Below are 23,690 nucleotides of genomic sequence, written 5' to 3'. Positions count from 1 at the left end.
TGACTTAAAGTTCACTTTAACTACCAGTATGCCGGTATGACGCAAGACAACACCCGTCCAGTTGCGATCGTCACCGGCGCCGCCCGCGGCTTCGGCCGCGCGCTGACCGAGGCGCTGCTAGACCGCGACTGGACCGTCGTCGGCGACGCGCCGCGGCGGCGAACTAGAAGCGACGGCCCGAGCACTGGACTCGACGCAATTCATTCCCCTCACCGGGGACGTGGCCGACGCGTCGCATCGCGACCAGCTGGTGGCTGCCGCGGTCGACGCCGGGGCACTGACGCTGCTGGTGAACAATGCCAGCAGGCTCGGGCCCAGCCCCCAACCGGAGCTGGCCGATTACCCGCTAACCGAACTACGCGCCGTCTACGACACCAACGTCGTCGCCCCGCTCGCGCTGATCCAGGCGGCGCTGCCCGCGCTGACCGCCAACCGCGGCGTCATCGTCAACCTGACCTCCGACGCGGCGGTCGAGCCCTACCCGGGCTGGGGTGGATACGGGTCGTCGAAGGCCGCACTCGACCAACTTTCGGCGATCCTTGCCGCCGAGGTTCCGGCCGTGCCGGTCTACGCGTTCGATCCCGGCGATATGCACACCGAGATGCATCAGGCCGCCTTCCCTGGCGAGGACATCTCCGATCGTGCGGAGCCGCGCTCGGTGGTGCCGGCGCTGCTGCGCCTGCTGGACACCCGGCCGGCGGCAGGCCGCTACCGCGCCGCCGAGCTGGCGGTGAGCGGAGCCCACGAATGAGCCGCGCAGCCCCGATCACCCGGTTTCAGCGACCGCCGGGCTCCGACGCCACCGAGCCGCCGGAAGCTCGCGGGCTCGCCCGCGACGCGGTCAAGCTGCTCGTCGCCCGGCCGAGCGGCATCAGCCATGCGCGCTTCGCCGACCTCGGTGACTATGTGTGCCCCGGTGACCTGCTGGTGGTGAACAACTCGGCCACCCTGCCCGCCGCCGTCGACGCTCGGCGCGACGGCCGCCCGATCACCGTGCACTTCTCCACCGCGCGCGCCGACGACGTGTGGGTGGTGGAATTGCGGCCGGCGGGCACCGCGACCGGGCATCTAAGCGACATCCGGCCCGGCGAGCGCATCGAACTGCCCGCCGGTGGGGCGCTGGTCGTCGGGGCCTCCTACCCCGCAGCGGGCGTGGCCGGGGCCCGGCTGTGGACGGCCAGGGTAATCGTCGAAGGCGACGACAACCGCGTCGCAGCGTACCTGGCCTTACACGGTCGGCCGATCCGGTATGCCTACGTCCCGCGGCAATGGCCGCTGCGGGACTACCAGACCGTGTTCGCCCGTCATGCGGGTAGCGCTGAAATACCCAGTGCGGCACGCCCCTTCACCACCGAGCTGGTTACGGCGCTGGTGGCCGCTGGCGTGGTCATCGCGCCGGTCACCCTGCATGCCGGGGTGTCTTCGGCCGAGGCGGGCGAGCCGCCCGCGCCCGAGCGGTTCGAGGTATCGTCGCGCACCGCGCATCTGGTGAACCTGGCACACGCCACCGGGTCGCGGGTGATCGCCGTGGGCACCACGGTGACCCGGGCACTTGAGTCCGCCGCGGGCCCGGACGGTATCGTGCGGCCGGCCGAGGGCTGGACGGATCTGGTGCTGGGTCCGGATCACCGGGCCCGCGTGGTCGATGGCCTGATCACCGGATGGCACGAGGCCGGCGCCTCCCACCTGTTGCTGCTGGAGGCCGTCGCGGGCGCGGAGCTGGTGGCCGCGGCCTACCAAGAAGCCGCCGAGCATGGCTACCTCTGGCATGAGTTCGGCGACAGCGCGCTCTTCCTGCCCGGCCCGACCACTTGACACCCGTCAATTTTCGCGGCGGTACAGTCTGCGCATGCAGATCCGCGAACACCTCGGCGCTAACAAGCCGGCCGTCATCCTGCATCCGTCGGGCACCGTCATCACCTTCGACGACCTGGAAGCTCGCGCCAACCGGCTGGCGCATTTCTTCCGGCGCGCCGGTCTGCGGGAAGGCGACACCCTCGCGATCCTGATGGAGAACAACGAACACATCCACGCGGTCATGTGGGCGGCGCGGCGCAGCGGACTGTACTACGTGCCGATCAACACCCACCTCACCGCCGGCGAGGCCGCCTACATCGTCGACAACAGCAATGCCCAGGCGATCATCGGCTCGGCCGCGCTGCGCAAGACATGCGAGAACCTCGGCGAGCACCTGCCGCACGGCCTGCCGCGCCTGCTGATGATCGCCGACGATGACTTGTCGGGTTGGCTTCGCTATCCCGAATGCGTTGCTGACCAACCAGATACGCCGATCGACGAAGAGCTTGAAGGCGACCTGCTGCAATACTCGTCGGGCACCACCGGCCGGCCCAAGGGGATCAAACGCGAACTGCCGCATGTCTCGCCGGCCGAGGCGCCCGGCATGATGTCCGCCCTGCTGGGGTTTTGGATAGACCCTGACGCGGTCTACCTGAGCCCCGCCCCGCTGTACCACACCGCGCCATCGGTGTGGTCGATGAGCGTGCAGGCCGGGGGGATAACGACCGTGGTCATGGAGAAATTCGACCCCGAGGGCTGCTTGGACGCCATTCAGCGCTACCGCGTCACACACGCGCAGTTCGTGCCAGCGATGTTCACTCGCATGTTGAAACTTCCTGCATCCGTGCGCAATTCGTACGACGTTTCCAGCCTGAAGCGGGTTATACATGCGGCGGCACCCTGCCCGGTGGAGATCAAGAAGCAGATGATGGACTGGTGGGGGCCGATCATCGACGAGTACTACGCCTCCTCGGAGGCGATCGGTTCGACACTGATCACCGCCGAGGAGTGGCTCGAGCATCCGGGATCGGTGGGCAAGCCCATGTTGGGAGTGGTGCACATCCTCGACGAGAACGGTGACGAGCTGCCGCCGGGACAAGCCGGCGAGATCTACTTCGAAGGCGGCTATGCCTTCGAATACCTCAACGACCCCGAGAAGACCGCCGCGTCGAAAGACAAACACGGCTGGGTGACCGTCGGCGACGTCGGCTATCTCGACGACCAGGGATACCTGTATCTAACCGACCGGCGTCATCACATGATCATTTCCGGCGGGGTGAACATCTATCCGCAGGAAACCGAGAATCTGCTGGTGACCCACCCGAAGGTGCTCGATGCGGCGGTGTTCGGCATCCCCGACGAGGAGATGGGGCAAAGCGTCAAGGCGGTGGTGCAGACGGTCGATCCCGCCGATGCCACCGACCAGTTCGCCGGCGAGCTGCTGGCCTGGCTGCGGGATCGGTTGGCGCACTACAAATGTCCGCGGTCGATCTCGTTCGAGGCGCAGCTGCCGCGCACCGAAACCGGCAAGCTGTTCAAGCGCGAACTGGTCGAGAAGTATTCGGCGTAGCCCATGCTGCGGGTGGTCGACTTGTCCGCGGCGCCCGACGTCAACGTCGCACCACCGCCCGGGGTGATCGTCGCGTTCGGCTCAGCAACCGATCTTGCTGCCCCGTACGCCGAAACATGGCTTACCACAGCTACTTTCACGATCACCGAAGACACTGGCACCGACCGGCGGGTGATCACCGTCGACTCGGTGCCTAAGACCCTGGCCGAACTCCGCGAACGCTGCGCTCACTGGCCGCAGGCCAGCGCGGTCTGCGACGACGTCCTGCGCAGCATCGACCCGAGGCGACCCGCGCTGGCCGGAGTGGTCACCGAGTCGCTGGCCTACTCCACGCTGCAGGCCGGCCCGGAATTCGCCCGGTGGCTTGCCGAACGCGGACCCGCTCGCATGCCCGACATCCCCGACCCGGTGCTGACCGAACGCGACGGCAACACCCTGCGGATCAGCTTCAACCGGCCGCAGCGCCATAACGCGTTCTCCACCGACGCCCGCGCCGCGTTGCTTGAGGCGTTGGCCGTCGCGCAGCTCGACCCGTCGGTGCAGGAGGTGGTGTTGCGCGGCAACGGGCCGTCGTTCTGCAGTGGCGGTGACCTGGCCGAATTCGGCACGTTCGCCGATCCGGCCAGCGCGCATCTGGCCCGCACCAGACACAGCCCGGCGCTGGCGCTCGATGCGCTCACCGCCCGCCTCGGGCCGGCCTGCCGCGCCGAGGTGCACGGCCAGGTACTGGGTAGTGGCCTGGAGATGGCGGCGTTCTGCGGACGGGTGGTGTGCCGGCCCGACGCCGTTCTGGGGCTGCCGGAGCTGAGGCTGGGTCTGATTCCCGGGGCAGGCGGCACCGTCAGTATTACCCGACGGATCGGGCGTTGGCGCACTGCGTATTTGGTGCTTTCAGGCCGGACCATCGACCCGGAGACCGCCCTGACTTGGGGGCTGGTCGACGCGATCGGCTAGCCGGTGAGCACGCCGTGTTCTCGAAAGAAACGCACGATCGCGTCGATCATCAACGGGCCGTCGAGCAGCTGCGGGCTGTTATGGTCCGCACCCGGCACTGACAGGAATTGCTTTGGCTCACGAGCCTTTTCATAGAGGCGTCGACTGAGCCCAGCCGGTACCAGCACGTCACGCTCGCCGACGACGACCAGCACCGGCGCCGTCACCTCGGCGATGCGGTCGATGGACGGGTAGCGCTCGGTCAGCAATGCCCTGACCGGAAGCCACGGGTAATGCAGCCGGCCGACATCGGTCAGCGACGTGAACGGCGAGCGCAACACTAAGGCGCGCGGTGATGACTCGACGGCGAGCCGGACCGCGACGGCTGCGCCCAGCGACTCGCCGAGGTAGGCAATTCGCGCCGGATCGACTTCCGGGCGCGCGGCCAAAAACGCTCGCGCGGCCCGCGCATCGGCGGCCAGGCCGTCTTCGCAGGGTCGGCCGGGGTTGCCGCCGTAGCCGCGGTAGTCGAACAGCAGCACCGACAAGCCCGCACGAACCAGCGCGGCGGCAAGCGGGGCACGCAACGCGCGGTCGCCCGCGTTGCCGTTGCAGACGAGTACCGCAGCACCACGCTGTGCGGCCGGCACGAACCATGCGCCCAGCCGCAGCCCGTCCTCGGTGTCCAGCACGACGTCTCGGCCATCGGGCAGCAACGCGCTGGCGGGCGGCACCGGCCCGGGTGATGGGAAGTAGATCAGCCGCCGTTGCACCGAGGCAAGCAGCGGCACGTCAATGTCGAAGCGCCGCATCGACAACAGCTAACACGCCGCAGTACCGAGCGGCCAATCGATGCGGGCCTTTTCCCGAAAAGCCGTGCATCAAGTGGCCACCCGGCAGGCTCGGCGAGAAGGTCACCGGCGCGCGGTCAGCCGACCTTTGCTGGCACGCGGAAGCAATCGACGCACCCATGCCGGCGTTAAGCGCTGCCGAGCCGCGTGGGTCCGGCCGGACTCGATTGCAATTTTGCGCGGCTTGGTCGCATGATGCATCGGGATGGTCAGTCGCAGAACGCCGTTGGTGTAGTCGGCACTGACCTTGTCGATGTCCAGCTGCTCGTCGAGGAAAAGCTGGCGAACGAACACGCCGTGCGGACGCTCGGCGCTCAACCACGTGCGGTCCCCGTCGCCGGGCTCGCGACGCTCGGCGCGCACCGTCAGCACGCCGCTCTCGACGGTGACGTCAAGCGAGTCGGCTTTGATGCCGGGTAGGTCGAGTTCGGCGACGAAGGTGTCGCCATCACGCCAGGCATCCATCCGCATCAGCGCCGGATGCGCGGGTGTACCGACCATCCGCGGCAGCCCGTCGAGATCACCGACGAATGGTTGAAGCAGGCTGGGCATGCATGTCACCTCCTTGAAGCGCTCGATTGCGGCGGGTAGCCGAGGGCCGCCCCGGTGCACGACGTCACGGGGCGGCCGTCGTCCCGCTGACCCGGCACCCTAGGCGTTGATGGCTTTCTGGTTGCCGGTGCCGATGGCGATCTTGCGCGGCCTTGCCGCCTCGGCCACCGGAATGGTTAGCCGCAACACGCCGTCGGTGTAGTTGGCGCTGATCTTGTCGGCGTCTAGGCCGCTGCCCAGGAATAGCTGCCGGCTGAACACACCGTGCGGCCGTTCGGCGACCACCCAGTTACGGTCTTCCGTGACGGCGGGACGTTCGGCCCGTACCGTGACCGCCTCATGTTCGACGCTGACATCGATGGAGTCGGGCTTGACCCCTGGCAGGTCCAGCTCGACGACATAGTCGTCACCTTCGCGCCAGGCGTCGATCGGCATCACCGCCGGACGGCTCACGGTACCCAGCGTGCTGCCTAGCAACTGTTGGGTGAGTCGATCGAAGTCACGCAGGAACGGGTCAAACGCCAGCATCGTCATCACCTCCTTCAGCGACATCGAATCTATTCGTTCCGGCACAGATAACCTCTACTATTAGCGACATATTCCGGACGGTGGTGGTGCGCCGGAGGTGCGCGATGCGGGTACTCAGATCCCGCCGCGGGCCACCAGCTGGGCGGTGATGACGTTGCGCTGGATCTCGTTCGTGCCTTCGCCGATGATCATCAGCGGGGCGTCACGGAAGTAGCGTTCGACGTCGTATTCGCATGAGTAGCCGTAGCCGCCGTGGATACGCATGGCGTTCAATGCGATCTCCATCGCCACCTCGGAGGCGAACAGTTTGGCCATGCCGGCCTCCATGTCGGCGCGCTCGCCGCTGTCGTAGCGCTCGGCGGCATAACGGGTGAGCTGACGCGCCGCGGTGAGCTTGGTTGCCATGTCGGCCAGGTAGTTGCCGACAGCCTGGTGCTGCCAAATCGGCTTGCCGAAGCTTTCCCGCTGCTGGGCATACGCCAGCGCGTCCTCCAACGCCGCCGTGGCCACGCCCAGCGCGCGAGCGGCCACCTGGATACGGCCCGTCTCAAGGCCTTTCATCATCTGGGCGAAACCCCTGCCCGGCACGCCGCCCAGAATCGCCGCCGCCGGAACCCGGCAACCGTCGAAGGACAGCTCGCAGGCTTCCACGCCCTTGTAGCCGAGCTTGGGCAGATCCCGCGACAGTGCCAGGCCCGCACGCGGATTGTCCACCAACACCACCGAAATCCCCTGGTGCCGTGGGACGGCGTTGGGGTCGGTTTTGCACAACAGCGCGATCAGTCCGGAGTGGCGGGCGTTGGAGATCCACGTCTTGGACCCGTTGATCACCAGCTCGTCACCGTCGCGCAGGGCGGTAGTCGACATGTTCTGCAGATCGCTGCCGCCGCGCGGCTCGGTCAGCGCCATGGTGGCCCGCAGCTCGCCGGTGGCCATCGGCGGCAGATAGCGGCGTTTCTGTTCCTCGGTGCCGAACAGCGACAGCAGCTTGGCGACTACGGTGTGACCGCCCATCGCGCCGGCCAGGCTCATCCAGCCTCGGGCCAGTTCCTGGGTGATGAGCACATAGCAGGGCATCGACACCGGCGAGCCGCCATACTCCTCGGAAATCGCCAAGCCGTACATGCCGATGCGCTTCATCTGCTCGATCCACGCCTCGGGATAGGCGTTGGCGTGCTCCACCTCGCGCACGGTCGGCTTCACCTCGCGGTCGATGAAGGCGCGCACCGTGGCGACCAGCATGGCTTCTTCGTCGTTGAGTCCGGTGCTCATCGATCACCTTCCCGCGTGTGCCAGGATCTGTACCGCCATACTGACGCACGGGAGGCGCAATGAGCGGCGGGCCCTACTTCGACGACCTCGCGGTGGGCCAGGTGTTCGACTCGGCGCCGGCGGTGACGCTGACGGCCGGGATGGCCGCGGTTCACCAGGCCATCGTGGGGGACAGGCTGCGGCTGCCGCTGGACGCCGATCTGTCCGCCGCCGTCACCGGCGCGCCCGCCGCGCTGGCGCATCCGGGATTGGTCTGGGATGTGGCCATCGGGCAGACGACGCTGGCGACCCAGCGGGTCAAAGCCAACCTGTTCTACCGCGGGCTGGTGTTTCACCGCTTCCCGGTCATCGGCGACACCCTCTACACCCGCACCGAAGTGGTGGGACTGCGCGCAAACCGGCCAAAACCGGGCCGCGCGCCCACCGGGCTGACGGCGTTGCGGATGACCACCATCGACCAGGCCGACCGCTTGGTGCTCGACTTCTACCGCTGCGCCATGCTGCCCGCCAGCCCCGGGTGGCCGCCCGACGAGGAGCGGGCCGGCGACGACCTGTCCGGCGTCGGCGCCGACGCGGCGGCACCGGCCCATGACCCGACCGCCGACTGGGACGCCGAGGCGTTTCGCCGACGAGTGCCCGGCCCGCATTTTGACGCCGGTTTGGCCGGCACGGTGTTGCACAGCAGCGCCGACGTGGTCAGCAGCGCACCCGAGCTGGCCCGTCTCACCCTCAATATCGCTGCCACACACCATGATTCACGTATCAGCGGGCGTCGGCTGGTCTACGGCGGACATACCATCGGGCTGGCGCTCGCCCAGGCCACGCGGATGCTGCCGAACTTGGTGACGGTGCTGGGCTGGCAGTCCTGCGATCACACGGGACCGGTGTACGAGGGCGACACGCTCTACAGCGAGTTGCATGTCGAATCGGCCTGCCCGGTCGACAACGGCGGGGCGCTGGGCTTGCGATCGCTGGTGTATGCGGTCAGCGACTCCGGGCCCGACCGGCAGGTGCTGGATTGGCGATTTACCGCGCTGCAGTTCTAAATCGCGTCTAGATCGCGCGGTCGCCATCCCGGGCGCCGTAAGCCCCTGTTCACCGGGGTGTCGGGGTACCTTTGCGTCTGCTCGCGCCGGAAAAGAACAATGGGGGCGTGGACTCGGCCGCGGCTGACTGGGCTGGCAGCGGCCTGGCCTATCTGACCGGGCCGGCCGACGGGCCGCCGGATTTCTCGCGCGCCGGCGTGCTGGCCAAGGCGCGGCACGTAACCGCCGAGATCGCCCGGCTGCTCGGCGTCGACACCGATGCCGCCACGATATTGGCCGGTCGCGCCGCGTTGCTCGGTCTGACACGGCAGGGCCGTGTATCCGCCGGTGGGGCCACGCGGCTCCTGCCCAGCGCCGACGGCTGGTGCGCGATCGCGCTGCCGCGCCCCGACGACGCGGCCGCGCTGCCCGCGCTGCTGCAAGTCGACGCCGTCCCCGCAGACCCGTGGCCGACGCTGGCGGCATGGGCCGCAACACATTCCAGCGACGCCGTGGTCGCCCGCACCCAACTGCTCGACATCGCCGCCGCGGCACTAGGCGAAACGGCCGCAGCACCGCCGGCGGTGCGACGCGACGGAAACCCAACCGCGCCGCGCGCATTTGGCGACCTGTTGGTGGCGGACCTGTCGTCGCTGTGGGCGGGACCGTTGTGCGCTCAGCTGCTCGCCCGGGCCGGCGCGGTCGTGGTGAAGGTGGAAAGCCCGGCCCGGCCCGACGGCACTCGACGCGGCGAACCGGCGTTCTTCGACTGGATGAACTTCGGAAAACTCTCCTACGCAGTCGATTTCGATAAGGAGCCCGATGTACTCCGGCAGCTGCTGTCGGCGGCCGACGTCGTCATCGAGGGATCGCGCCCCGCCGCGCTGCGGCGCCGGCAATTGAGCGCTGACGACATGCCGGCACGGCCGGGGCGAGTGTGGTTGCGCATCAAAGGTTATAACGACCAGCCCGACCGAGTGGCCTTTGGCGACGACGCCGCAGTGGCGGGCGGGCTCGTCGGCGCGGACGCCGACGGACCCGTTTTTGCGGCGACGCCATCGCCGACCCGCTGACCGGCCTGGAAGCGACGCGGGCAGTGGCGCAGTCGCTGCACCGCGGCGGCGGGGAGTTGATCGAGCTGTCGCTGGCAGCGGTGGCCGCAACCTATGCCGCGCTGCCGCTCGAATCGTCGGAATCCAGCACACCGATCGCGCCCCCGCAGCCTCCGCCGCCGAGCCCCGCCGCGCCACCGCTGGGCGCCGACAACGCCGCGGTGCGTCACATCGTCGCCGAAAGGCTTTGCGCCTCATGCTGATCCAACGCGCCACCACACTTGACGGCGCGACGGTCGACGTTCGGGTGGGGGCGCGGATCGAGGAGGTCGCTGGCGAACTCGCGCCGCGGCGCGGCGAGGAAACGTTCGACGCCGCGGGTGGAACCGTGCTGCCCGGACTGCACGACCACCACGTCCACCTGTACTCGGCGGCGGCCGTGGAAGACTCGGTGCGGGCCGGGCCCCGCAGGTGCGCGACCGCGACGGGCTGGCCCGCGCGCTGGCCAATGCCCCAGTCGGAAGCGACGGCTGGATCCGGGCGGTCGGCTACCACGATTCGGTGGCCGGCCCGCTGGACCGAACGCTGCTCGACGCCATCTCGCCGCCGGTGCCGGTGCGCGTACAGCACCGGAGCGGCGCGCTGTGGATCCTCAACTCGGCGGGCCTCACCCGGGTGGGGTTGGCGGATCATCCCGACGGGCGGCTGCGCAGCGCCGACCCGAGCTGGTCGGACGCGCTGGGGCACCGCGGCACCAACCTGGCAGAGCTCAGCCGCCGGCTCGCCCGATACGGAGTCACCGGCGTCACCGACGCCACACCGGACCTGGATGTCGCCGACATCGTGACGTTGACCGAACTGCACCGGCGCGGGGAATTGCGCCAACACGTGCGTTGCCTGTCGCCGGGCAAGCGCATCCTGCACGACGACGACCTCGACCTCGACGCGCTGGCCGGCTGGATCGCCGAGCGCCACCGTGCCGGCGGTCCGGTCGCTATCCACTGTGTGACCGCCGCGCAGCTGGTGGTAACCGTCGCGGCGCTGCGCCAAGCCGGCACGCGCCCAGGGGACCGGATCGAGCACGCCGCCGTGGCGCCTCCGGATTCTTTGGTCGACCTCGCCGCACTGGGCCTCACCGTGGTGACCCAACCCAACTTCGTCGCCGAGCGCGGCGATGAATACCTGGCTGAGGTGCCCGCGGAGGAGCACGGCCAGCTGTGGCGGGTCGCGTCGCTGTTGCGCGCCGGCGTCGCGGTGGCGCTGTCCACCGATATGCCGTTCGGCCGCGACGATCCGTGGGCGGCCATGCGCGCCGCCGTGCACCGAACCACCCCCAGTGGAAACGTTCTCAACTCGAGCGAATGTGTAACGGCGCGAACAGCATTGACGATGTTCCTGGGTAGAGCCGACGAGCCGGCCCGACCGCGCGTTGTCGAGCCGGGACATCCCGGGGACCTGTGTGTGCTCAGCGTTTCGCCGCAAACGGTGTTAGCGGAACTGGACGCCGACATGGTTGCCGCGACCGTGATCGCCGGGAAGCTGGCATTCGCGGCCGGTTAACCCGTCTCGGTGAACGCTTGCCGCAAACACGCGCATTGGCTGGCGAAAAAGTTTCGCGACACTTGGGCTTTGGGCACCAACAGGTCGAAGCCGTGGAACGCGCCGGGCACGACCTCAACGTGGCATGCCACCCCGGCGCGGGTGAGGCGCTCGGCGTAGGCCAGGTCCTCGTCATGGAACAAATCGTGGGTACCCACCCCAATCCACGCCGGCGGGAGCCCGCTCAGGTCGTCGCGGCGGGCCGGCACCGCGAGTTGCGGGTCCGCGTCACCGAGATACGCCGTCCAGCCGAACCGATTGCTGGCCGGGCTCCACAGCCGGTAGTTAGGGTTCTTCGGGGCCGCCGCGCTGCGGTCGTCGAGCATCGGATAGGCCAGCATTTGCAGGCACGGGGTGATTTCGCCGCGGTCACGGGCCAACAGTGCCAGCGCCGCGGCCAGCCCGCCGCCCGCGCTGGCACCGCCGATCGCCACCCGTGCGGGGTCCACGGCGGGCAGCCCGGCCAGCCAGGTCAACGCCGAATAGCAGTCTTCCAGCGGTGCGGGGTAGGGATGCTCGGGCGCCAGCCGGTAGTCCACTGCTGCCACGGTGATGCCCAGCGCGCGGCTGAAGCGCCGGCACACCCCGTCGTCTTGCCGGGCGGTGCCCAGGACATATCCGCCGCCGTGAATCCACAGCAGCGCCGGCCCTGGTTCGGTGACACCCGCGGGCCGGTGCAGCCGCACACCGGCTCCCGACTCCAAGGTGAGGACGTCGACGTCGCGGGCGCGGCCGAAACCCTGCAGCCGTGTCAACCTCCGCATCAGCGGCAGCGTCCGCGGACTCACCAACGTTCGGGGGGCGACTCGGGCGATTGTGCGCAGGTCGGGGTGAAAATCAGTGCTCGGCATTGGCTCAGTATCGCCTGTCTTCGGTCGTGTGACGGGAGCGGACCGCGGGACTGGTCCCACCGGCGGCGAGCAGCTCGCCGCGGCCGACCTGGGTTAGCAGGCTGGCCGAATCGAAAAAGATACGCTCGTTGACGATGCGGTCACGATCGAAGAAAAACACCGCGACGACCGGCACCCGAAACGCCTTGCCCGTCGGCGGAAAGCCATAGAACTCACCGAGATTGGTTCCGACGAGGTCAAACTCGACGATCACCGCGTCGTCGGCGACGTGGTAGCGGGCGTTGTCGTGGCGCTGATCAGGAAACGCGGTTCGGGTGGTCCGGTAGTAGCCCATCACCTCGTCGTCGCCGTCGAAAACCTGACCCGTGGCCATGATCTCGTAGCGTGGGTGCCCGCCGAAAGTGCTTAGGGTGCGGTGGAATTGTTGGGTCACTTCGGCATCCATATGCTCCCGGATGACCTCCAGCCGGCGTCGACGCAGATCGTCACTGACCATCAGGGACTCCTTCACGCCACCGGCTGCTGGGCACACGCACACCGCAAAAGCGTCAGCGTATGCTATGGCCCACCTGAGACAGGTCGTTTTGTCGACACGGCCTAGGCCACGAGAGCGGGGCGTCGGTGCGAGATCTTGGCCGCTTACGGTGGCGCAGCCCGCTGCGCGGTCCTTGGTTGACATCGGTGTTCGGGCTGGTGCTGCTGGCGACGCTGCCGATCGTCATCGTGACCGGACTACTGTCCTACGTTGCGTACGCACCGCAGCTCGGTCAGGCCATTCCCCCCCAGGTGGGCTGGCTGCGGCTGCCCACCTTCGACTGGCCAACCCGCCCTTCGTGGCTGTACCGGATGACTCAGGGTGTGCACGTCGGGCTGGGCCTCGTGCTCACCCCGGTGGTGCTGGCCAAGCTGTGGTCGGTGATGCCGCGGCTGTTCGTCTGGCCGCCCGCCCGGTCGATCGCCCAACTGCTGGAGCGAATCTCGTTGGCGATGCTGGTCGGGGGAATCCTGTTCGAGATCGTCACCGGGGTCCTCAACATCCAGTACGACTACATCTTCGGGTTTAGCTTTTACACCGGGCACTACTTCGCGGCATGGGTTTTCATCGCCGGCTTCGCCATGCATGTTGCGCTCAAGTTTCCCCGAATGCTCACCGGTCTGCGATCGCTGCCGCTGCGAAAAGTATTGTGCACCAGGCTTATCGACACACGACCGGAGCCGCCCGACCCCGACGGGTTGGTGCCCGCCCATCCCGCCGACCCGACGATGAGCAGACGCGGAGCCCTGGCGCTAGTCGGCTCGGGCGCGCTGCTGATGGCCGTGCTGACCGCCGGCCAGACACTGGGCGGGATCACCCGCGACGCTGCTTTACTGCTGCCGCGCGGCCGCAGCCGTGGCCCGCACGACTTTCAAGTCAACCGGACCGCGATCGCGGCGGGAATCGACCCGCGGCGCACGGGCACGCAGTGGCGGCTCACGCTGACGGGCGGCGCGTCGACGGTGGTCGTAGACCGGGGCACACTGGCCGGGATGGCGCAACGAAGCGCGCGACTTCCGATCGCCTGCGTCGAAGGATGGTCGAGCACCCAAACCTGGAGCGGCGTACCGCTGGCCGAGTTAGCCCGCCTTGCGGGCGTACCCTCGCCGCGTTCGGCCCGGGTGACGTCGCTGGAGCGCGGCGGCGCGTTCGCGCGAGCGAACTTGCAGGCCAACCAAATCCGCGATCCCGATTCACTATTGGCGCTGCGGGTCAACGGTGCCGACCTGTCACTCGACCACGGATATCCCGCGCGGGTCATCGTCCCCGCGCTGCCCGGTGTGCACAACACCAAATGGGTGAGCTCGATCAGATTCGAGGCGGGTTGAGCGTGTCCGTGGTGGGCACCGTGTACGGGTCGCGTGGATTCCACCTGGTGGTGATGACGTCGGGTTTCGCGCTGGCCACCTACACCGTGGCCGTCGCTGGGCCGGCGAGTCTGTGGAATCCAAAGAGCTGGTGGCAGTCGATTGCGGTCTGGTTTGCCGCCGCCATCCTTGCCCACGACCTGGTGCTTTTCCCGATCTACACGCTGGCCGACAGGATTCTGTGGGGGAAGCGCGACCACCGCCGCGCGCGGGTGTCAGCCCGCAACCACCTCCGGATACCGGCGCTGGGGTCCGGACTGACGCTGCTGGTCTTCCTTCCTGGCATCCTCAAGCAGGGTGCACCGACCTATCTTGCGGCCACCGGGCAGACACAAGACCCGTTTCTCGGCCGGTGGCTGGTGCTGACCGCCGCGATGTTCGCCGCCAGCGCCGTCGTCTACGCAGCTCGGCTGATCCGGGCGCACCGACGATCGGCAGGCCACGACGGGCCACCAGCTTAGGGTCCTGACCCACGGGCATACCGCGTCAGCCGCGCAACCTGTCCTGTTCGTCGTTTGCCGCGACGACGGCGGGTACGCTCCCCGCATGGTGCGTACAGCGACCCGCTATCCCGGCCCCAGCATGTCCAGCCGCGCCCGGTGGTTGCGGCGAGCACGCCTCGCCGACTGCATGCTGGCGATCAGTGTCGCGTCGGCTTCGCTGCCGGTGATCGGCAAGCACTTGGAGCCGCTGGGCGGGGTGACCGCGATGGGAGTTTGGGGCTGTCGGGTGTTGCCGGAATTCGCCTCGACAACCGCGAAGGCCTGGCTGACCCCGGGCATCAGCGAGATCCGCCGCCGTGACCGCGACAGCACCCAGGCAGTTTCCGCGGCGGCGCTACGCGGCATCGTGCCCGCCCATAACCTCGATATCGAATGGCCCGCGCCGGAGCGGACCCCGCCGATATGGAATGCCCGACGGCACCGCCGCTACCTGTACCGCGCTTCGGTGCGCTACGGCGGCAACCCTGCCCAGGTGCTCGACGTGTGGCGGCGCAAGGACCTGGCGGCGACGCCCGCGCCCGTGCTGATCTTTGTGCCGGGTGGCGCGTGGGTGCAGGGCGGCCGCGCCCTGCAGGGTTATGCGCTGATGTCGCACCTGGCCGAGCAGGGCTGGGTATGCCTGTCCGTGGGCTACCGGGTGGCGCCGCACCACCGTTGGCCGGCACACATCACCGACGTCAAGACCGCCATCGGGTGGGCTCGCGCGAATGTCGACAAATTCGGGGGTGATCGCAATTTCGTTGCGGTGGCGGGCTGTTCGGCCGGTGGGCATCTTGCCGCGCTGGCCGGGCTGACCGGCAACGATCCCGAGTTGCAGGCCGAGCTGCCTGAGGGCTCGGATACCTCGGTCGACGCCGTCGTCGGGATTTACGGCCGCTACGACTGGGAAGACCGCTCAACGGCCGAGCGGGTGCGCTTCGTGGATTTCCTCGAACGGGTGGTGGTCCACCAGCGCCTCACGCGCCATCCCGAGGTGTTCCGCAAGGCTTCACCGATCGCTCGGGTGCATCCGAAAGCGCCGCCGTTCTTGGTGATTCACGGCAGCAAGGACACAGTGATTCCGGTCGAGCAGGCCCGCAGCTTCGTCGCGCGGCTGCGGTCGGTCTCGCACTCGGTAGTCAGCTATATCGAGCTTCCGGGCGCCGGGCACGGTTTCGACCTGACCGACGGTGCGCGCACCGGTGCGATGGTTACCGCCGTCGGGCTGTTTCTCAATCAGGTTCATCGCAGTCGCACGCCGATTGGGGCCAAACAGGTTATCTAAGCGCCGGCCGAATGTAAGGTCCGTGCATGGGGAAGGCGCAACCGTGAAACGGCTCAGCGGGTGGGACGCGGTACTGCTGTACAGCGAGACGCCAAACGTGCACATGCACACCCTGAAGGTGGGTGTGATCGAGCTGGACCCCGACCGCCGCGACTTCGGCATCGACGAGTTCCGGCGCGTCATCCACAGTCGGCTCTACAAGCTCGAGCCGTTCCGGTACCAGTTGGTGGAGATTCCGTTCAAACTGCACCACCCGATGTGGCGGGAGAACTGCGACGTCGACCTGACCTACCACATTCGCCCGTGGCGGCTTCCCGCCCCGGGTGGTCGGCGCGAACTCGACGAGGCGATCGGACAGATCGCGAGCACCCCGCTGGACCGCAGCCGCCCGCTGTGGGAGATGTACTTCGTCGAGGGCTTGGCCAACAACCGGATCGCGGTGGTCGGCAAGATCCACCACGCGCTGGCCGACGGCGTGGCTTCCGCCAACCTGTTGGCCCGCGGGATGGACCTGCAGCCGGGTCTGGAGCCCGCGCGCGGCACCTATGCGCCCGACCCTGCCCCCACCAAGGCACAGCTGCTGCGTTCGGCATTCGGTGATCATCTGCGCCACATCGGCCGGATTCCGGGCACGATCGGTTACACCGCGCAGGGTCTGCGCCGGGTGCGCCGCAGCGCGCGCAAGCTTTCACCCGATTTGACAAGGCCGTTCACCCCGCCGCCGACGTTCATCAATCACATGCTCACCCCCGAGCGCCGCTTCGCCACCGCGACGTTGGCGTTGTCAGATGTCAAGGAGACCGGCAAGCACCTGGGGATCACGATCAACGACATGGTGCTGGCGATGTCGGCCGGCGCATTGCGGGCCCTGCTGTTCCGCTATGACGGTAAGGCCGACCATCCGCTACTGGCGTCGGTGCCGGTGAGTTTCGATTTTTCCCCAGGGCGAGTCTCCGGCAACTACTTCACCGGGATGCTGGTGGCGCTTCCAGTCGACGTCGACGACCCGCTGGAGCGGACACGTCGGTGCCATGAGAACGCAGTCTCCGCCAAGGAGAGTCACCAACTTCTGGGACCGCAGTTGGTCAGCCGGTGGGCGGCGTACTTCCCACCGGCGCCGACAGAGGCGCTGTTTCGGTGGCTTGCCGGCCGTGACGGCCAGAACAAGGTGCTGAACTTGAATATCTCCAACGTCCCGGGCCCCCGCGAGCGCGGTCGGGTCGGCGGTGCGCTGGTCACCGAAATCTATTCGGTGGGACCGCTGACGGCCGGCAGCGGCCTCAACATTACGGTGTGGAGCTACGTCGACCAACTCAACATCTCCGTGCTGACCGATGGCGCCACCGTCAGAGATCCGCATGAGGTGACCGACGCCATGATCGACACGTTTGTCGAAATACGCCGCGCGGCGGGGCTTTCCGAAAAGCTGACCGTCGTCGAGACGGCGATGGCCCAAGCCTGACAGCGCTCGCGCAGCTAACCGAGCCGATCTAGCAGCTCGCCACGCAGGATCTTGCCGGTGCTGCTGCGGGGGAGCTGGTCCACCACGACGATCTCGCGGGGCACCTTGTAGTTGGCGAGATTGTCGCGCACATACTGTTTGAGCGAATCCGGGGTAGCCGTGGCGCCGCCGCTGAGCACCACGAACGCGGCCAGTCGTTGACCGTACTGCTCGTCGTCGACACCGATGACGCTCGCCTCCTCGACCGCGGGGTGCGCGATCAGCGTCTTTTCCACCTCGATCGGATAGACATTCTCCCCGCCGGAGACGATCATCTCGTCGTCGCGGCCCACCACGTAGAGTCGCCCGGCCTCGTCGAGCCGACCGATGTCGCCGGAGGCCATGAAGCCCTCGTGAAAGTCCTTGGTGGAGCCGGACGTGTAGCCGTCGAACAGGCTGGTGTTGCGCACGTAGATCTGACCGACCTCGCCGGTGGGCACCGGCTGGAACTCGGAATCGAGGATGCGAATCTCGGTGCCCGGCGCGGGTTTTCCGGCAGTATCAGGCGCGGCGCGCAAGTCTTCGGGCGCCGCGGTGGCGATCATGCCGGCCTCGGTGGCGTTGTAGTTGTTGTAGATGACGTCGCCGAACTCGTCCATAAACCGGGTCACGACGTCGGGACGCATCCGGGAACCCGACGCCGTCGCGAACCGCAGCGAGCGACAGTTGTATTTGCCGCGCACGTCGTCGGGCAATTCCATGATCCGGTCGAACATCACCGGCACCACGCACAGGCCGGTGGCTTGATAACGGTCGATCAGCGCAAGCGTTGCCTCAGGGTCGAACTTGCGTCGGGTCACAACGGTGCAGCCCAGCGATACCGCGAACGCCAGCTGCGAAAACCCCCAAGCATGAAACATCGGCGCCACCACCACCGTCGTCTCCTCGGCGCGCCACGGTACACGCTCCAAGATCGCCTTGAGTTCACTGGCACCACCGCCGGAACGCTTGGCGCCCTTGGGAGTTCCGGTGGTTCCCGACGTCAGCAGGATCAGCTTGCCTTTCCGCAGCGGTCTGGCGGGCCGCTGGCCGGTATGGGTGGCGACGAGCTTGTCGACGGTCAGGTCGTGGCTTTCCGGGTGGTCGGTCCAGGCGACGACGCGTGTGGTGTGCGACCGGTCGGCCAGCGCCCGGTCCACCGAGCCGGTGAACTCCTCGTCATAGATGATCGCGTCTGCGCCTTCGCGGGCGACGACTTCCGCGAGCGCCGGACCGGCGAATGAGGTGTTGAGCAACAGGATGTCGGCGCCGATCCGGTTGGCGGCCACCAGCGCTTCGACAAACCCGCGGTGATTGCGGCACATGATCGCGACAATCCTCGGGCTGCCGCCGGGCAATGCCTGCAATCCCGCTGCCAGCGCGTCGCAGCGTTGGTCGAGCTGGCGGTAGCTGAGCGCGCCGAGCTCGTCGATCAGCGCCGGGCGGTCGGGGCAGCGCTGCGCTGACATCGCGACTCCGCTTGTCATCGACAGGCGTTCGCGGCGTGCGGCCGCGGCAATCCGCACATACTTGTCGGGCCGCAGGGGTGCGATGATGCCCGCCCGAACCATGGTGGTCAGCAGGCCGCCGACGTCCGCGAAGCGGCTCCACACCCCCGGGCCGGTCATGACCTCAACCGATCACCGGCAGGCGGCGCTCTTTGGCCAGCCTGTCCAGCGCCGTTTGCATGACCCGTCGCACATGCGCGTCGACCGTGTCGACATCAGGATCCTCGCCGAACTCGGCGGCCACGTCGATCGGCTCGAGCACCTGCATGACGATCTTGGTGGGTAGCGGAATGTTGACTGGCAGCACCGCGGAAAGCCCGAACGGAAAGCCGATCGAGATCGGCAGGATCTTGACCCGCATCAATTTGTCGAGCCGCAACAGATGCGCCAGCCCCATGCCGCGCGAGAGGTAGAACTGGTTTTCCTGACCCCCGATCGCCACCGCCGGCACAATCGGCACCCCGGCATTCAACGCAGCTCGCACATAACCTGTACGGCCGTCGAAGTCGATCTTGTTCTCCGACAACGTCGGTCGATACACGTCGTAGTCGCCGCCGGGGAACACCACGACTACCCCACCAGAGCGCAGTGCTTCGTCGGCGTTTTCGCGGCTGGCGCGGATGAACCCCGTCCGCACGAAGAACTCGGCGATCGGCCCGGTGAACAACACGTCATGGCTCAACGTGTAGACCGGGCGGTCGTAGCCGAACTTCTCATAGAACCCGGTCGCGAAGACTGGAACGTCCATCGGGAAGAGCCCACCAGAGTGGTTGGACACCACCAGCGCACCGCCTGGGGGAAACGAATCGAGGCCGCGCACCTCGGCGCGGTGATAGCCCTTGATCAGCGGCCGGATCAGGGCGATGACACGTTCGGTCAGGCCCGGATCCCACTTGGAGATCTCGGTGGGCTCGATGTCGGTGGCGGTCAACGCGTCCCCCTGGGCTCGGCGCGGATTTTGCTGTGATGCTAGTCGCGGAACCTTGCGGGCTGGACAGCAGCCCGCAGACCACCGGCGGATACCATCGCCTCGTCACCCGTCCCCGATATCGAACGGAGCGTCACAGCGTCGTGAGCGAACAAGCCAACACCCAACCTGTGGTCCTGACCGAACAGCGCGAGCGGATCTTGATCATCACGATCAATCGGCCCGAGGCGAAGAACGCGGTCAACGCCGCTGTCAGTCAGGGCCTCGCCGATGCCATGGACCGGCTCGACGGCGACACCGGCCTGTCGGTGGCGATCCTGACCGGGGCGGGTGGCTCGTTCTGCGCGGGCATGGATCTCAAGGCGTTTGCCCGGGGTGAAAACGTCGTCGTCAAGGGTCGCGGTATGGGCTTCACCGAACGTCCACCCGCCAAGCCGGTGATCGCCGCGGTCGAGGGCTATGCGCTGGCCGGTGGCACCGAGCTGGCCCTGGCATGTGACCTGATTGTGGCGTCGAAGGAGTCGGCGTTCGGGATCCCGGAAGTCAAACGCGGCCTGGTGGCCGGCGGCGGGGGCCTGCTGCGGCTTCCGCAGCGCATCCCCTACGGGATCGCCATGGAGCTGGCGCTCACCGGTGACAACCTTCCCGCGGAACGGGCGCAAGCGCTTGGACTGGTCAACGTGTTGGCCGAGCCGGGCAAGGCGCTCGACGAAGCAATCAAGCTCGCCGAGAAGATCACCGCCAACGGGCCGCTGGCGGTGGCCGCCACCAAGCGAATCATCGTGGAGTCTCGCGGCTGGAGCCCGGACACCATGTTCGCCGAGCAGCTGAAGATCCTGATGCCGGTGTTCGCCTCCAACGATGCCAAAGAAGGCGCGGTCGCATTCGCCGAGAAACGCCCGCCACGCTGGACCGGCACGTGAACGCACGGTCCCGCTGGGGAATTCGCGACGCCGAGGAAGATTCGGCAGTCGAGCAAGGCGCGGCTCAACCGTCCCGATCGGTGAGGTAGCGCTGTATCGTAGGCCCCACCCGGGCCACCAGCTCATCGACCGCGCTGGAGGCGAGCGGCTCGATCCGAAGCTGGTAGCGCGCGAACGCCAGCCCGGCGAGGTGGCTGGCCACTAGCTCTACCCACAGCTCGGCATCCGCGACCCCGAACTCGGCGGCGACCCGCCTGGCGATCGGTTGCCCTACTGGTGTGGTTCGCGGTTTTTCTGGCCGTCCAGGCGACCGCCATCCGGTTCTGGGAAGAGCCTCATCTTGCCCGGCGATTCGGCGGCGAATACCTCGACTATCGCCGCCACGTGTCCCGCTGGATCCCACGGCTTTCGGCGTGGACGCCGACCGAATAGCAGCTCACGTGGTGGTCGGTTTGGCGCCGAGCACGCGTTGCAGGTCAGGCTTCATCTGCTGCAGCTGTTGGCCCCAGTGGTTCCAGGTGTGGATTCCGGGCAAGAAATTGAACACCCCGTTTTTGCCGCCGTTTGCGACATAGGCGTCTTCGAAGGCCCGGTTGCTGTCGATCGCCAACCCCTCGAGCGTGCCCAGGCCGCCGACGTTGGCGGTGCCGGCATCAATGTCCGTCGGGCTGCCGTTGCCGCAGTAAACCCACACCCGAGTGTTGTTGGCGACCAATCGTGCGACGTTGACCGTCGGGTCGTTGCGCGCCCACGCCGGGTCGCTGGCCGGGCCCCACATCGCCTCAGAGTTGAACCCGCCGTCGTAGTGCATCGCGATGTTCACCAAGCCCGGCCACTTGTCGTTGGAGAGATTCAGGAAGCCCGACATCGAGCCGGCGTAGGCGAACTGCTGTGGGTGATATGCCGCCAGTACCAGCGCCGACGAGCCGCCCATCGATGCCCCGACCACGGCGTTGCCGTTCGGCGCGACGTTTCTGTTGGCCGCCAGCCACGTTGGGAGTTCTTGAGTCAGGAAGGTTTCCCACTTGTAGGTGTGGGTCCCGCCGTTGCCCACTGCGGGCTGATACCAGTCGCTCCAGAAACTGGACATGCCGCCCACCGGCATGACGACCGACAGCCCCGATCCTTGGTACCAGTCGAACGCCGCGGTGTCGCGGTCCCAGCCGTTGACGTCGTCAGCGGCCTCCATGGTGTCGAGCAGGTAGAGCGCGTGCGACCCGGGACCGCCGCTTTCGAACTCGACCGGGATGTCGCGGCCCATCGCCGGCGAGGGCACCTGGAGTTGTTCGACCGGGACACTGGAGAATGCCCGGACCGGTGGTGCAGTGGCCGCGATCACGATAAGCCCCGGCAGCGCCGCGACCGCCGTGACGGCGACCGCTAGTCGGTACGTGGTGGTCTTGAAAGTTGTGCCCGTGAACGCCATCGCTTCCCCCGATCCGCGTGCCGGGTAGCGTAGCTAACTTGAGGGGTTTCAGTGGTTCGATTCGACGACAGACCACGCGCCGCGGCGTTCCAGGTGGCACCGAAAGGGTGTATCGGTTAGGTGGTCTACAATACAGTTTCGGATATGAATGTCACGCCCCATCCGGGGATCGGTTCTGAAAAGGGTTGAGGCGCAGAGAGACTCGAGGATGAGCATTTCATTACTTCTCGAAATGGCAGCGTCGAGCAACCCGGATCGAACAGCGGTGGTCTGCGGCGACGTCCGGTTGACCACCCAGCAGCTGAGCGACCTGGCCGACGGCGGCGCCGGCGTGGTCGCCGGGTCGAACGCCCAGCATGTCGCCTACGTCGGCACCGGCGGTGTGATGCTGCCGCTGCTGATCTTCGCCTCGGCCCGCGCAGGGTTGGCCTTCACGCCCATCAACTACCGGCTCTCGGCCGAAGCCATCCAGACCCTGATCCGGCGTTTGCCCGAGCCGCTGGTGATCGCCGACGGCCGCTATCGGGACATGGTCGGTGACGTGGGCCGGCAAACGATGCTCTCCGACGAGTTCCTGGCCGCGGCCCACACCGCCACGCCGGCCGCGCAAGTCGCCGATCCCGACGCCGTCGCGATCGTGTTGTTCACGTCGGGCACCACGTCGGTGCCCAAGGCCGTCGAGCTGTCCCACAACAACTTGACCACGTATGTCACCGGCACCGTGGACTTCGACTCGGCCGGCCCCGACGACGCGGCGTTGATCTGTGTGCCGCCCTACCACATCGCCGGGGTCAGTGCAGCGCTGTCGAACCTCTACGCGGGCCGCAAGATGGTGTATCTGCCCGACTTCGACGCCGAGGAGTGGGTGCGGCTGGTCAATTCCGAGCACGTCACCACCGCGACCGTGGTGCCCACGATGCTCGACCGCATTGTCAAGGTGCTCGAGCAAGGCGATCACCGGCTGCCGTCGCTGCGCAATCTGGCGTACGGCGGTTCCAAGGTGGGGCTGCCGCTGCTACGCCGGGCGCTTGAGCTGCTGCCCGAGGTGGGTTTCGTCAACGCCTACGGGCTGACCGAGACCAGTTCGACGATCGCCGTACTCACGCCGGAGGATCACCGGCGGTCGCTGGCGGCCTCCGATGCGGCCGTCGCCAAGCGGTTGGGGTCGGTCGGTCAAGCGGTGCCCGGCATCGAGCTGCAGGTCCGCGATGAGAATGGGGCAGTTCTCGGGCCGGGAAAGACGGGAGAGTTGTTCGTCCGCGGCGAGCAGGTGTCCGGCCGCTACACCGGAATCGGCTCGGTCCTCGACGAGGACGGCTGGTTTCCCACCAAAGACATCGCCATGTTGGACGAGGACGGCTACCTGTTCATTAGCGGACGCAGCGACGACACCATCATCCGCGGCGGCGAGAACATCGCGCCGGCCGAGTTGGAGGACGTGCTGATCGAGCATCCCGACGTGCGTGAGGTAGCCGTGGTCGGCGTCGACGACCCGCAGTGGGGCCAGGCGATCGTCGCGGTGGTCGTGCCGGCTGAAGGCGCCGACCCTGACCCGGAGGAGCTGCGCGCATACGTGCGCAAGAGCTTGCGCGGGTCGCGAACACCCGACCGGGTAGTGTTTCGTGACGAACTGCCCACCAACGCGACCGGCAAGCTATTGCGTCGCGAGTTAGTCGAGCAACTTCGTGCCGCCCCGGCCGAGCAGTGAGCGATCGAGGGACGAAAT

General features: G+C 67.5%; 22 protein-coding genes and 2 pseudogenes. 14 read left to right on the top strand and 10 right to left on the bottom strand.

Annotated features, from left to right (window positions below; all coding sequences use genetic code 11):
• Window positions 1-184 precede the first annotated feature (184 nt).
• Genes MYXE_RS22515 through MYXE_RS22500 form a run of 4 tightly spaced genes read left to right on the top strand, consistent with a single transcriptional unit; the run spans window position 185 to window position 4,321 of the window.
• Window positions 185-751: an SDR family NAD(P)-dependent oxidoreductase gene (locus MYXE_RS22515; RefSeq protein WP_332102254.1), complete on the top strand. Its 567-nt coding sequence runs from the start codon at window positions 185-187 to the stop codon at window positions 749-751.
• The gene (locus tag MYXE_RS22510; protein ID WP_004571685.1) at window positions 748-1,815 is read left to right on the top strand and encodes an S-adenosylmethionine:tRNA ribosyltransferase-isomerase; all 1,068 of its coding nucleotides are present in this window, start codon (window positions 748-750) and stop codon (window positions 1,813-1,815) included. The genes MYXE_RS22515 and MYXE_RS22510 overlap by 4 nt, the downstream gene beginning before the upstream one ends.
• Before the next feature lie 34 nt (window positions 1,816-1,849).
• Window positions 1,850-3,367, top strand: a complete 1,518-nt coding sequence (gene fadD4 / locus MYXE_RS22505; protein WP_004571686.1) for a fatty-acid--CoA ligase FadD4 — start codon at window positions 1,850-1,852, stop codon at window positions 3,365-3,367.
• A gap of 3 nt (window positions 3,368-3,370) precedes the next feature.
• The gene (locus MYXE_RS22500) at window positions 3,371-4,321 is read left to right on the top strand and encodes an enoyl-CoA hydratase/isomerase family protein (protein ID WP_004571687.1); all 951 of its coding nucleotides are present in this window, start codon (window positions 3,371-3,373) and stop codon (window positions 4,319-4,321) included.
• On the opposite strand, the gene MYXE_RS22495 is transcribed toward MYXE_RS22500, so the two are convergent.
• The 4 genes from MYXE_RS22495 to MYXE_RS22480 form a co-directional block, all read right to left on the bottom strand.
• On the bottom strand, window positions 4,318-5,112 hold the full coding sequence (locus MYXE_RS22495) for an alpha/beta hydrolase (protein WP_004571688.1): 795 nt from the start codon (window positions 5,110-5,112) through the stop codon (window positions 4,318-4,320). The two genes, MYXE_RS22500 and MYXE_RS22495, sit on opposite strands and share 4 nt — an antisense overlap.
• 102 nt (window positions 5,113-5,214) lie before the next feature.
• Entirely contained in the window at window positions 5,215-5,703 is a 489-nt protein-coding gene (locus MYXE_RS22490; protein WP_004571689.1) for an Hsp20/alpha crystallin family protein, read from the bottom strand.
• 99 nt (window positions 5,704-5,802) lie between these two features.
• On the bottom strand, window positions 5,803-6,237 hold the full coding sequence (locus tag MYXE_RS22485; RefSeq protein WP_039890499.1) for an Hsp20/alpha crystallin family protein: 435 nt from the start codon (window positions 6,235-6,237) through the stop codon (window positions 5,803-5,805).
• Between the two features lie 108 nt (window positions 6,238-6,345).
• Window positions 6,346-7,503 (bottom strand): acyl-CoA dehydrogenase family protein, encoded by a 1,158-nt coding sequence (locus MYXE_RS22480; protein ID WP_085195372.1) that lies wholly within the window; start codon window positions 7,501-7,503, stop codon window positions 6,346-6,348.
• Between the two features lie 59 nt (window positions 7,504-7,562).
• Here MYXE_RS22480 and MYXE_RS22475 point away from each other — a divergent pair, with 59 nt between their 5' ends.
• The 3 genes and pseudogenes from MYXE_RS22475 (at window position 7,563) to MYXE_RS22465 (ending at window position 11,140) form a co-directional block, all read left to right on the top strand.
• Complete coding sequence (locus MYXE_RS22475) at window positions 7,563-8,549, top strand: MaoC family dehydratase (protein WP_085195370.1); 987 nt, start codon at window positions 7,563-7,565, stop codon at window positions 8,547-8,549.
• Window positions 8,550-8,656: 107 nt separating this feature from the next.
• Window positions 8,657-9,843: pseudogene (locus tag MYXE_RS22470) on the top strand (CoA transferase).
• A pseudogene (locus MYXE_RS22465) lies at window positions 9,837-11,140 on the top strand (amidohydrolase family protein). Before MYXE_RS22470 ends, MYXE_RS22465 begins: the two co-directional pseudogenes overlap by 7 nt.
• Here the strand turns inward: MYXE_RS22465 and MYXE_RS22460 are convergent.
• Window positions 11,137-12,030, bottom strand: coding sequence for an alpha/beta hydrolase (locus tag MYXE_RS22460; RefSeq protein WP_004571695.1), 894 nt, complete (start codon window positions 12,028-12,030; stop codon window positions 11,137-11,139). The pseudogene MYXE_RS22465 and the gene MYXE_RS22460 overlap by 4 nt on opposite strands.
• 4 nt (window positions 12,031-12,034) lie before the next feature.
• Window positions 12,035-12,526, bottom strand: a complete 492-nt coding sequence (locus MYXE_RS22455) for an ester cyclase (RefSeq protein ID WP_085195428.1) — start codon at window positions 12,524-12,526, stop codon at window positions 12,035-12,037.
• 125 nt (window positions 12,527-12,651) lie between these two features.
• Between MYXE_RS22455 and MYXE_RS22450 the strand changes: the two genes are divergently transcribed.
• The 4 genes from MYXE_RS22450 to MYXE_RS22435 all read left to right on the top strand — a co-directional run bounded on the left by MYXE_RS22450 (window position 12,652) and on the right by MYXE_RS22435 (window position 17,161).
• Entirely contained in the window at window positions 12,652-13,893 is a 1,242-nt protein-coding gene (locus MYXE_RS22450) for a molybdopterin-dependent oxidoreductase (RefSeq protein WP_085195366.1), read from the top strand.
• 53 nt (window positions 13,894-13,946) lie between these two features.
• Window positions 13,947-14,393, top strand: a complete 447-nt coding sequence (locus tag MYXE_RS22445; RefSeq protein ID WP_232061887.1) for a hypothetical protein — start codon at window positions 13,947-13,949, stop codon at window positions 14,391-14,393.
• A gap of 85 nt (window positions 14,394-14,478) precedes the next feature.
• Window positions 14,479-15,699 carry an alpha/beta hydrolase gene (locus MYXE_RS22440; RefSeq protein ID WP_415624447.1) on the top strand — a complete coding sequence of 407 codons (1,221 nt, stop codon included), beginning with the start codon at window positions 14,479-14,481 and terminating at the stop codon, window positions 15,697-15,699.
• Window positions 15,700-15,742: 43 nt separating this feature from the next.
• Window positions 15,743-17,161, top strand: a complete 1,419-nt coding sequence (locus tag MYXE_RS22435; protein ID WP_085195364.1) for a WS/DGAT/MGAT family O-acyltransferase — start codon at window positions 15,743-15,745, stop codon at window positions 17,159-17,161.
• Between the two features lie 14 nt (window positions 17,162-17,175).
• Here the strand turns inward: MYXE_RS22435 and fadD12 are convergent, their stop codons facing one another.
• Together fadD12 and MYXE_RS22425 are read right to left on the bottom strand one after the other, a co-directional pair.
• On the bottom strand, window positions 17,176-18,807 hold the full coding sequence (gene fadD12 / locus MYXE_RS22430; protein ID WP_085195362.1) for an acyl-CoA ligase FadD12: 1,632 nt from the start codon (window positions 18,805-18,807) through the stop codon (window positions 17,176-17,178).
• Between the two features lie 4 nt (window positions 18,808-18,811).
• Complete coding sequence (locus MYXE_RS22425) at window positions 18,812-19,618, bottom strand: 1-acyl-sn-glycerol-3-phosphate acyltransferase (protein ID WP_085195360.1); 807 nt, start codon at window positions 19,616-19,618, stop codon at window positions 18,812-18,814.
• 140 nt (window positions 19,619-19,758) lie between these two features.
• On the opposite strand from MYXE_RS22425, the gene MYXE_RS22420 reads away from it, so the two are divergent.
• Window positions 19,759-20,538, top strand: a complete 780-nt coding sequence (locus MYXE_RS22420) for a crotonase/enoyl-CoA hydratase family protein (protein WP_004571703.1) — start codon at window positions 19,759-19,761, stop codon at window positions 20,536-20,538.
• 64 nt (window positions 20,539-20,602) lie between these two features.
• Here the strand turns inward: MYXE_RS22420 and MYXE_RS22415 are convergent, their stop codons facing one another.
• Window positions 20,603-20,755 carry a TetR/AcrR family transcriptional regulator gene (locus MYXE_RS22415; protein ID WP_415624502.1) on the bottom strand — a complete coding sequence of 51 codons (153 nt, stop codon included), beginning with the start codon at window positions 20,753-20,755 and terminating at the stop codon, window positions 20,603-20,605.
• Window positions 20,756-20,814: 59 nt separating this feature from the next.
• Here MYXE_RS22415 and MYXE_RS22410 point away from each other — a divergent pair, with 59 nt between their 5' ends.
• Entirely contained in the window at window positions 20,815-20,970 is a 156-nt protein-coding gene (locus tag MYXE_RS22410) for a hypothetical protein (RefSeq protein WP_004571705.1), read from the top strand.
• 4 nt (window positions 20,971-20,974) lie between these two features.
• Here the strand turns inward: MYXE_RS22410 and MYXE_RS22405 are convergent, their stop codons facing one another.
• Complete coding sequence (locus MYXE_RS22405) at window positions 20,975-21,964, bottom strand: esterase family protein (protein ID WP_085195358.1); 990 nt, start codon at window positions 21,962-21,964, stop codon at window positions 20,975-20,977.
• A gap of 208 nt (window positions 21,965-22,172) precedes the next feature.
• Here MYXE_RS22405 and MYXE_RS22400 point away from each other — a divergent pair, with 208 nt between their 5' ends.
• Complete coding sequence (locus tag MYXE_RS22400; RefSeq protein WP_039890442.1) at window positions 22,173-23,672, top strand: class I adenylate-forming enzyme family protein; 1,500 nt, start codon at window positions 22,173-22,175, stop codon at window positions 23,670-23,672.
• Window positions 23,673-23,690 lie beyond the last annotated feature (18 nt).

Source organism: Mycobacterium xenopi (assembly GCF_009936235.1).
GTDB classification, from domain to species: Bacteria; Actinomycetota; Actinomycetes; order Mycobacteriales; family Mycobacteriaceae; genus Mycobacterium; species Mycobacterium xenopi.
This window is presented reverse-complemented; position numbering and strand designations above follow the sequence as displayed.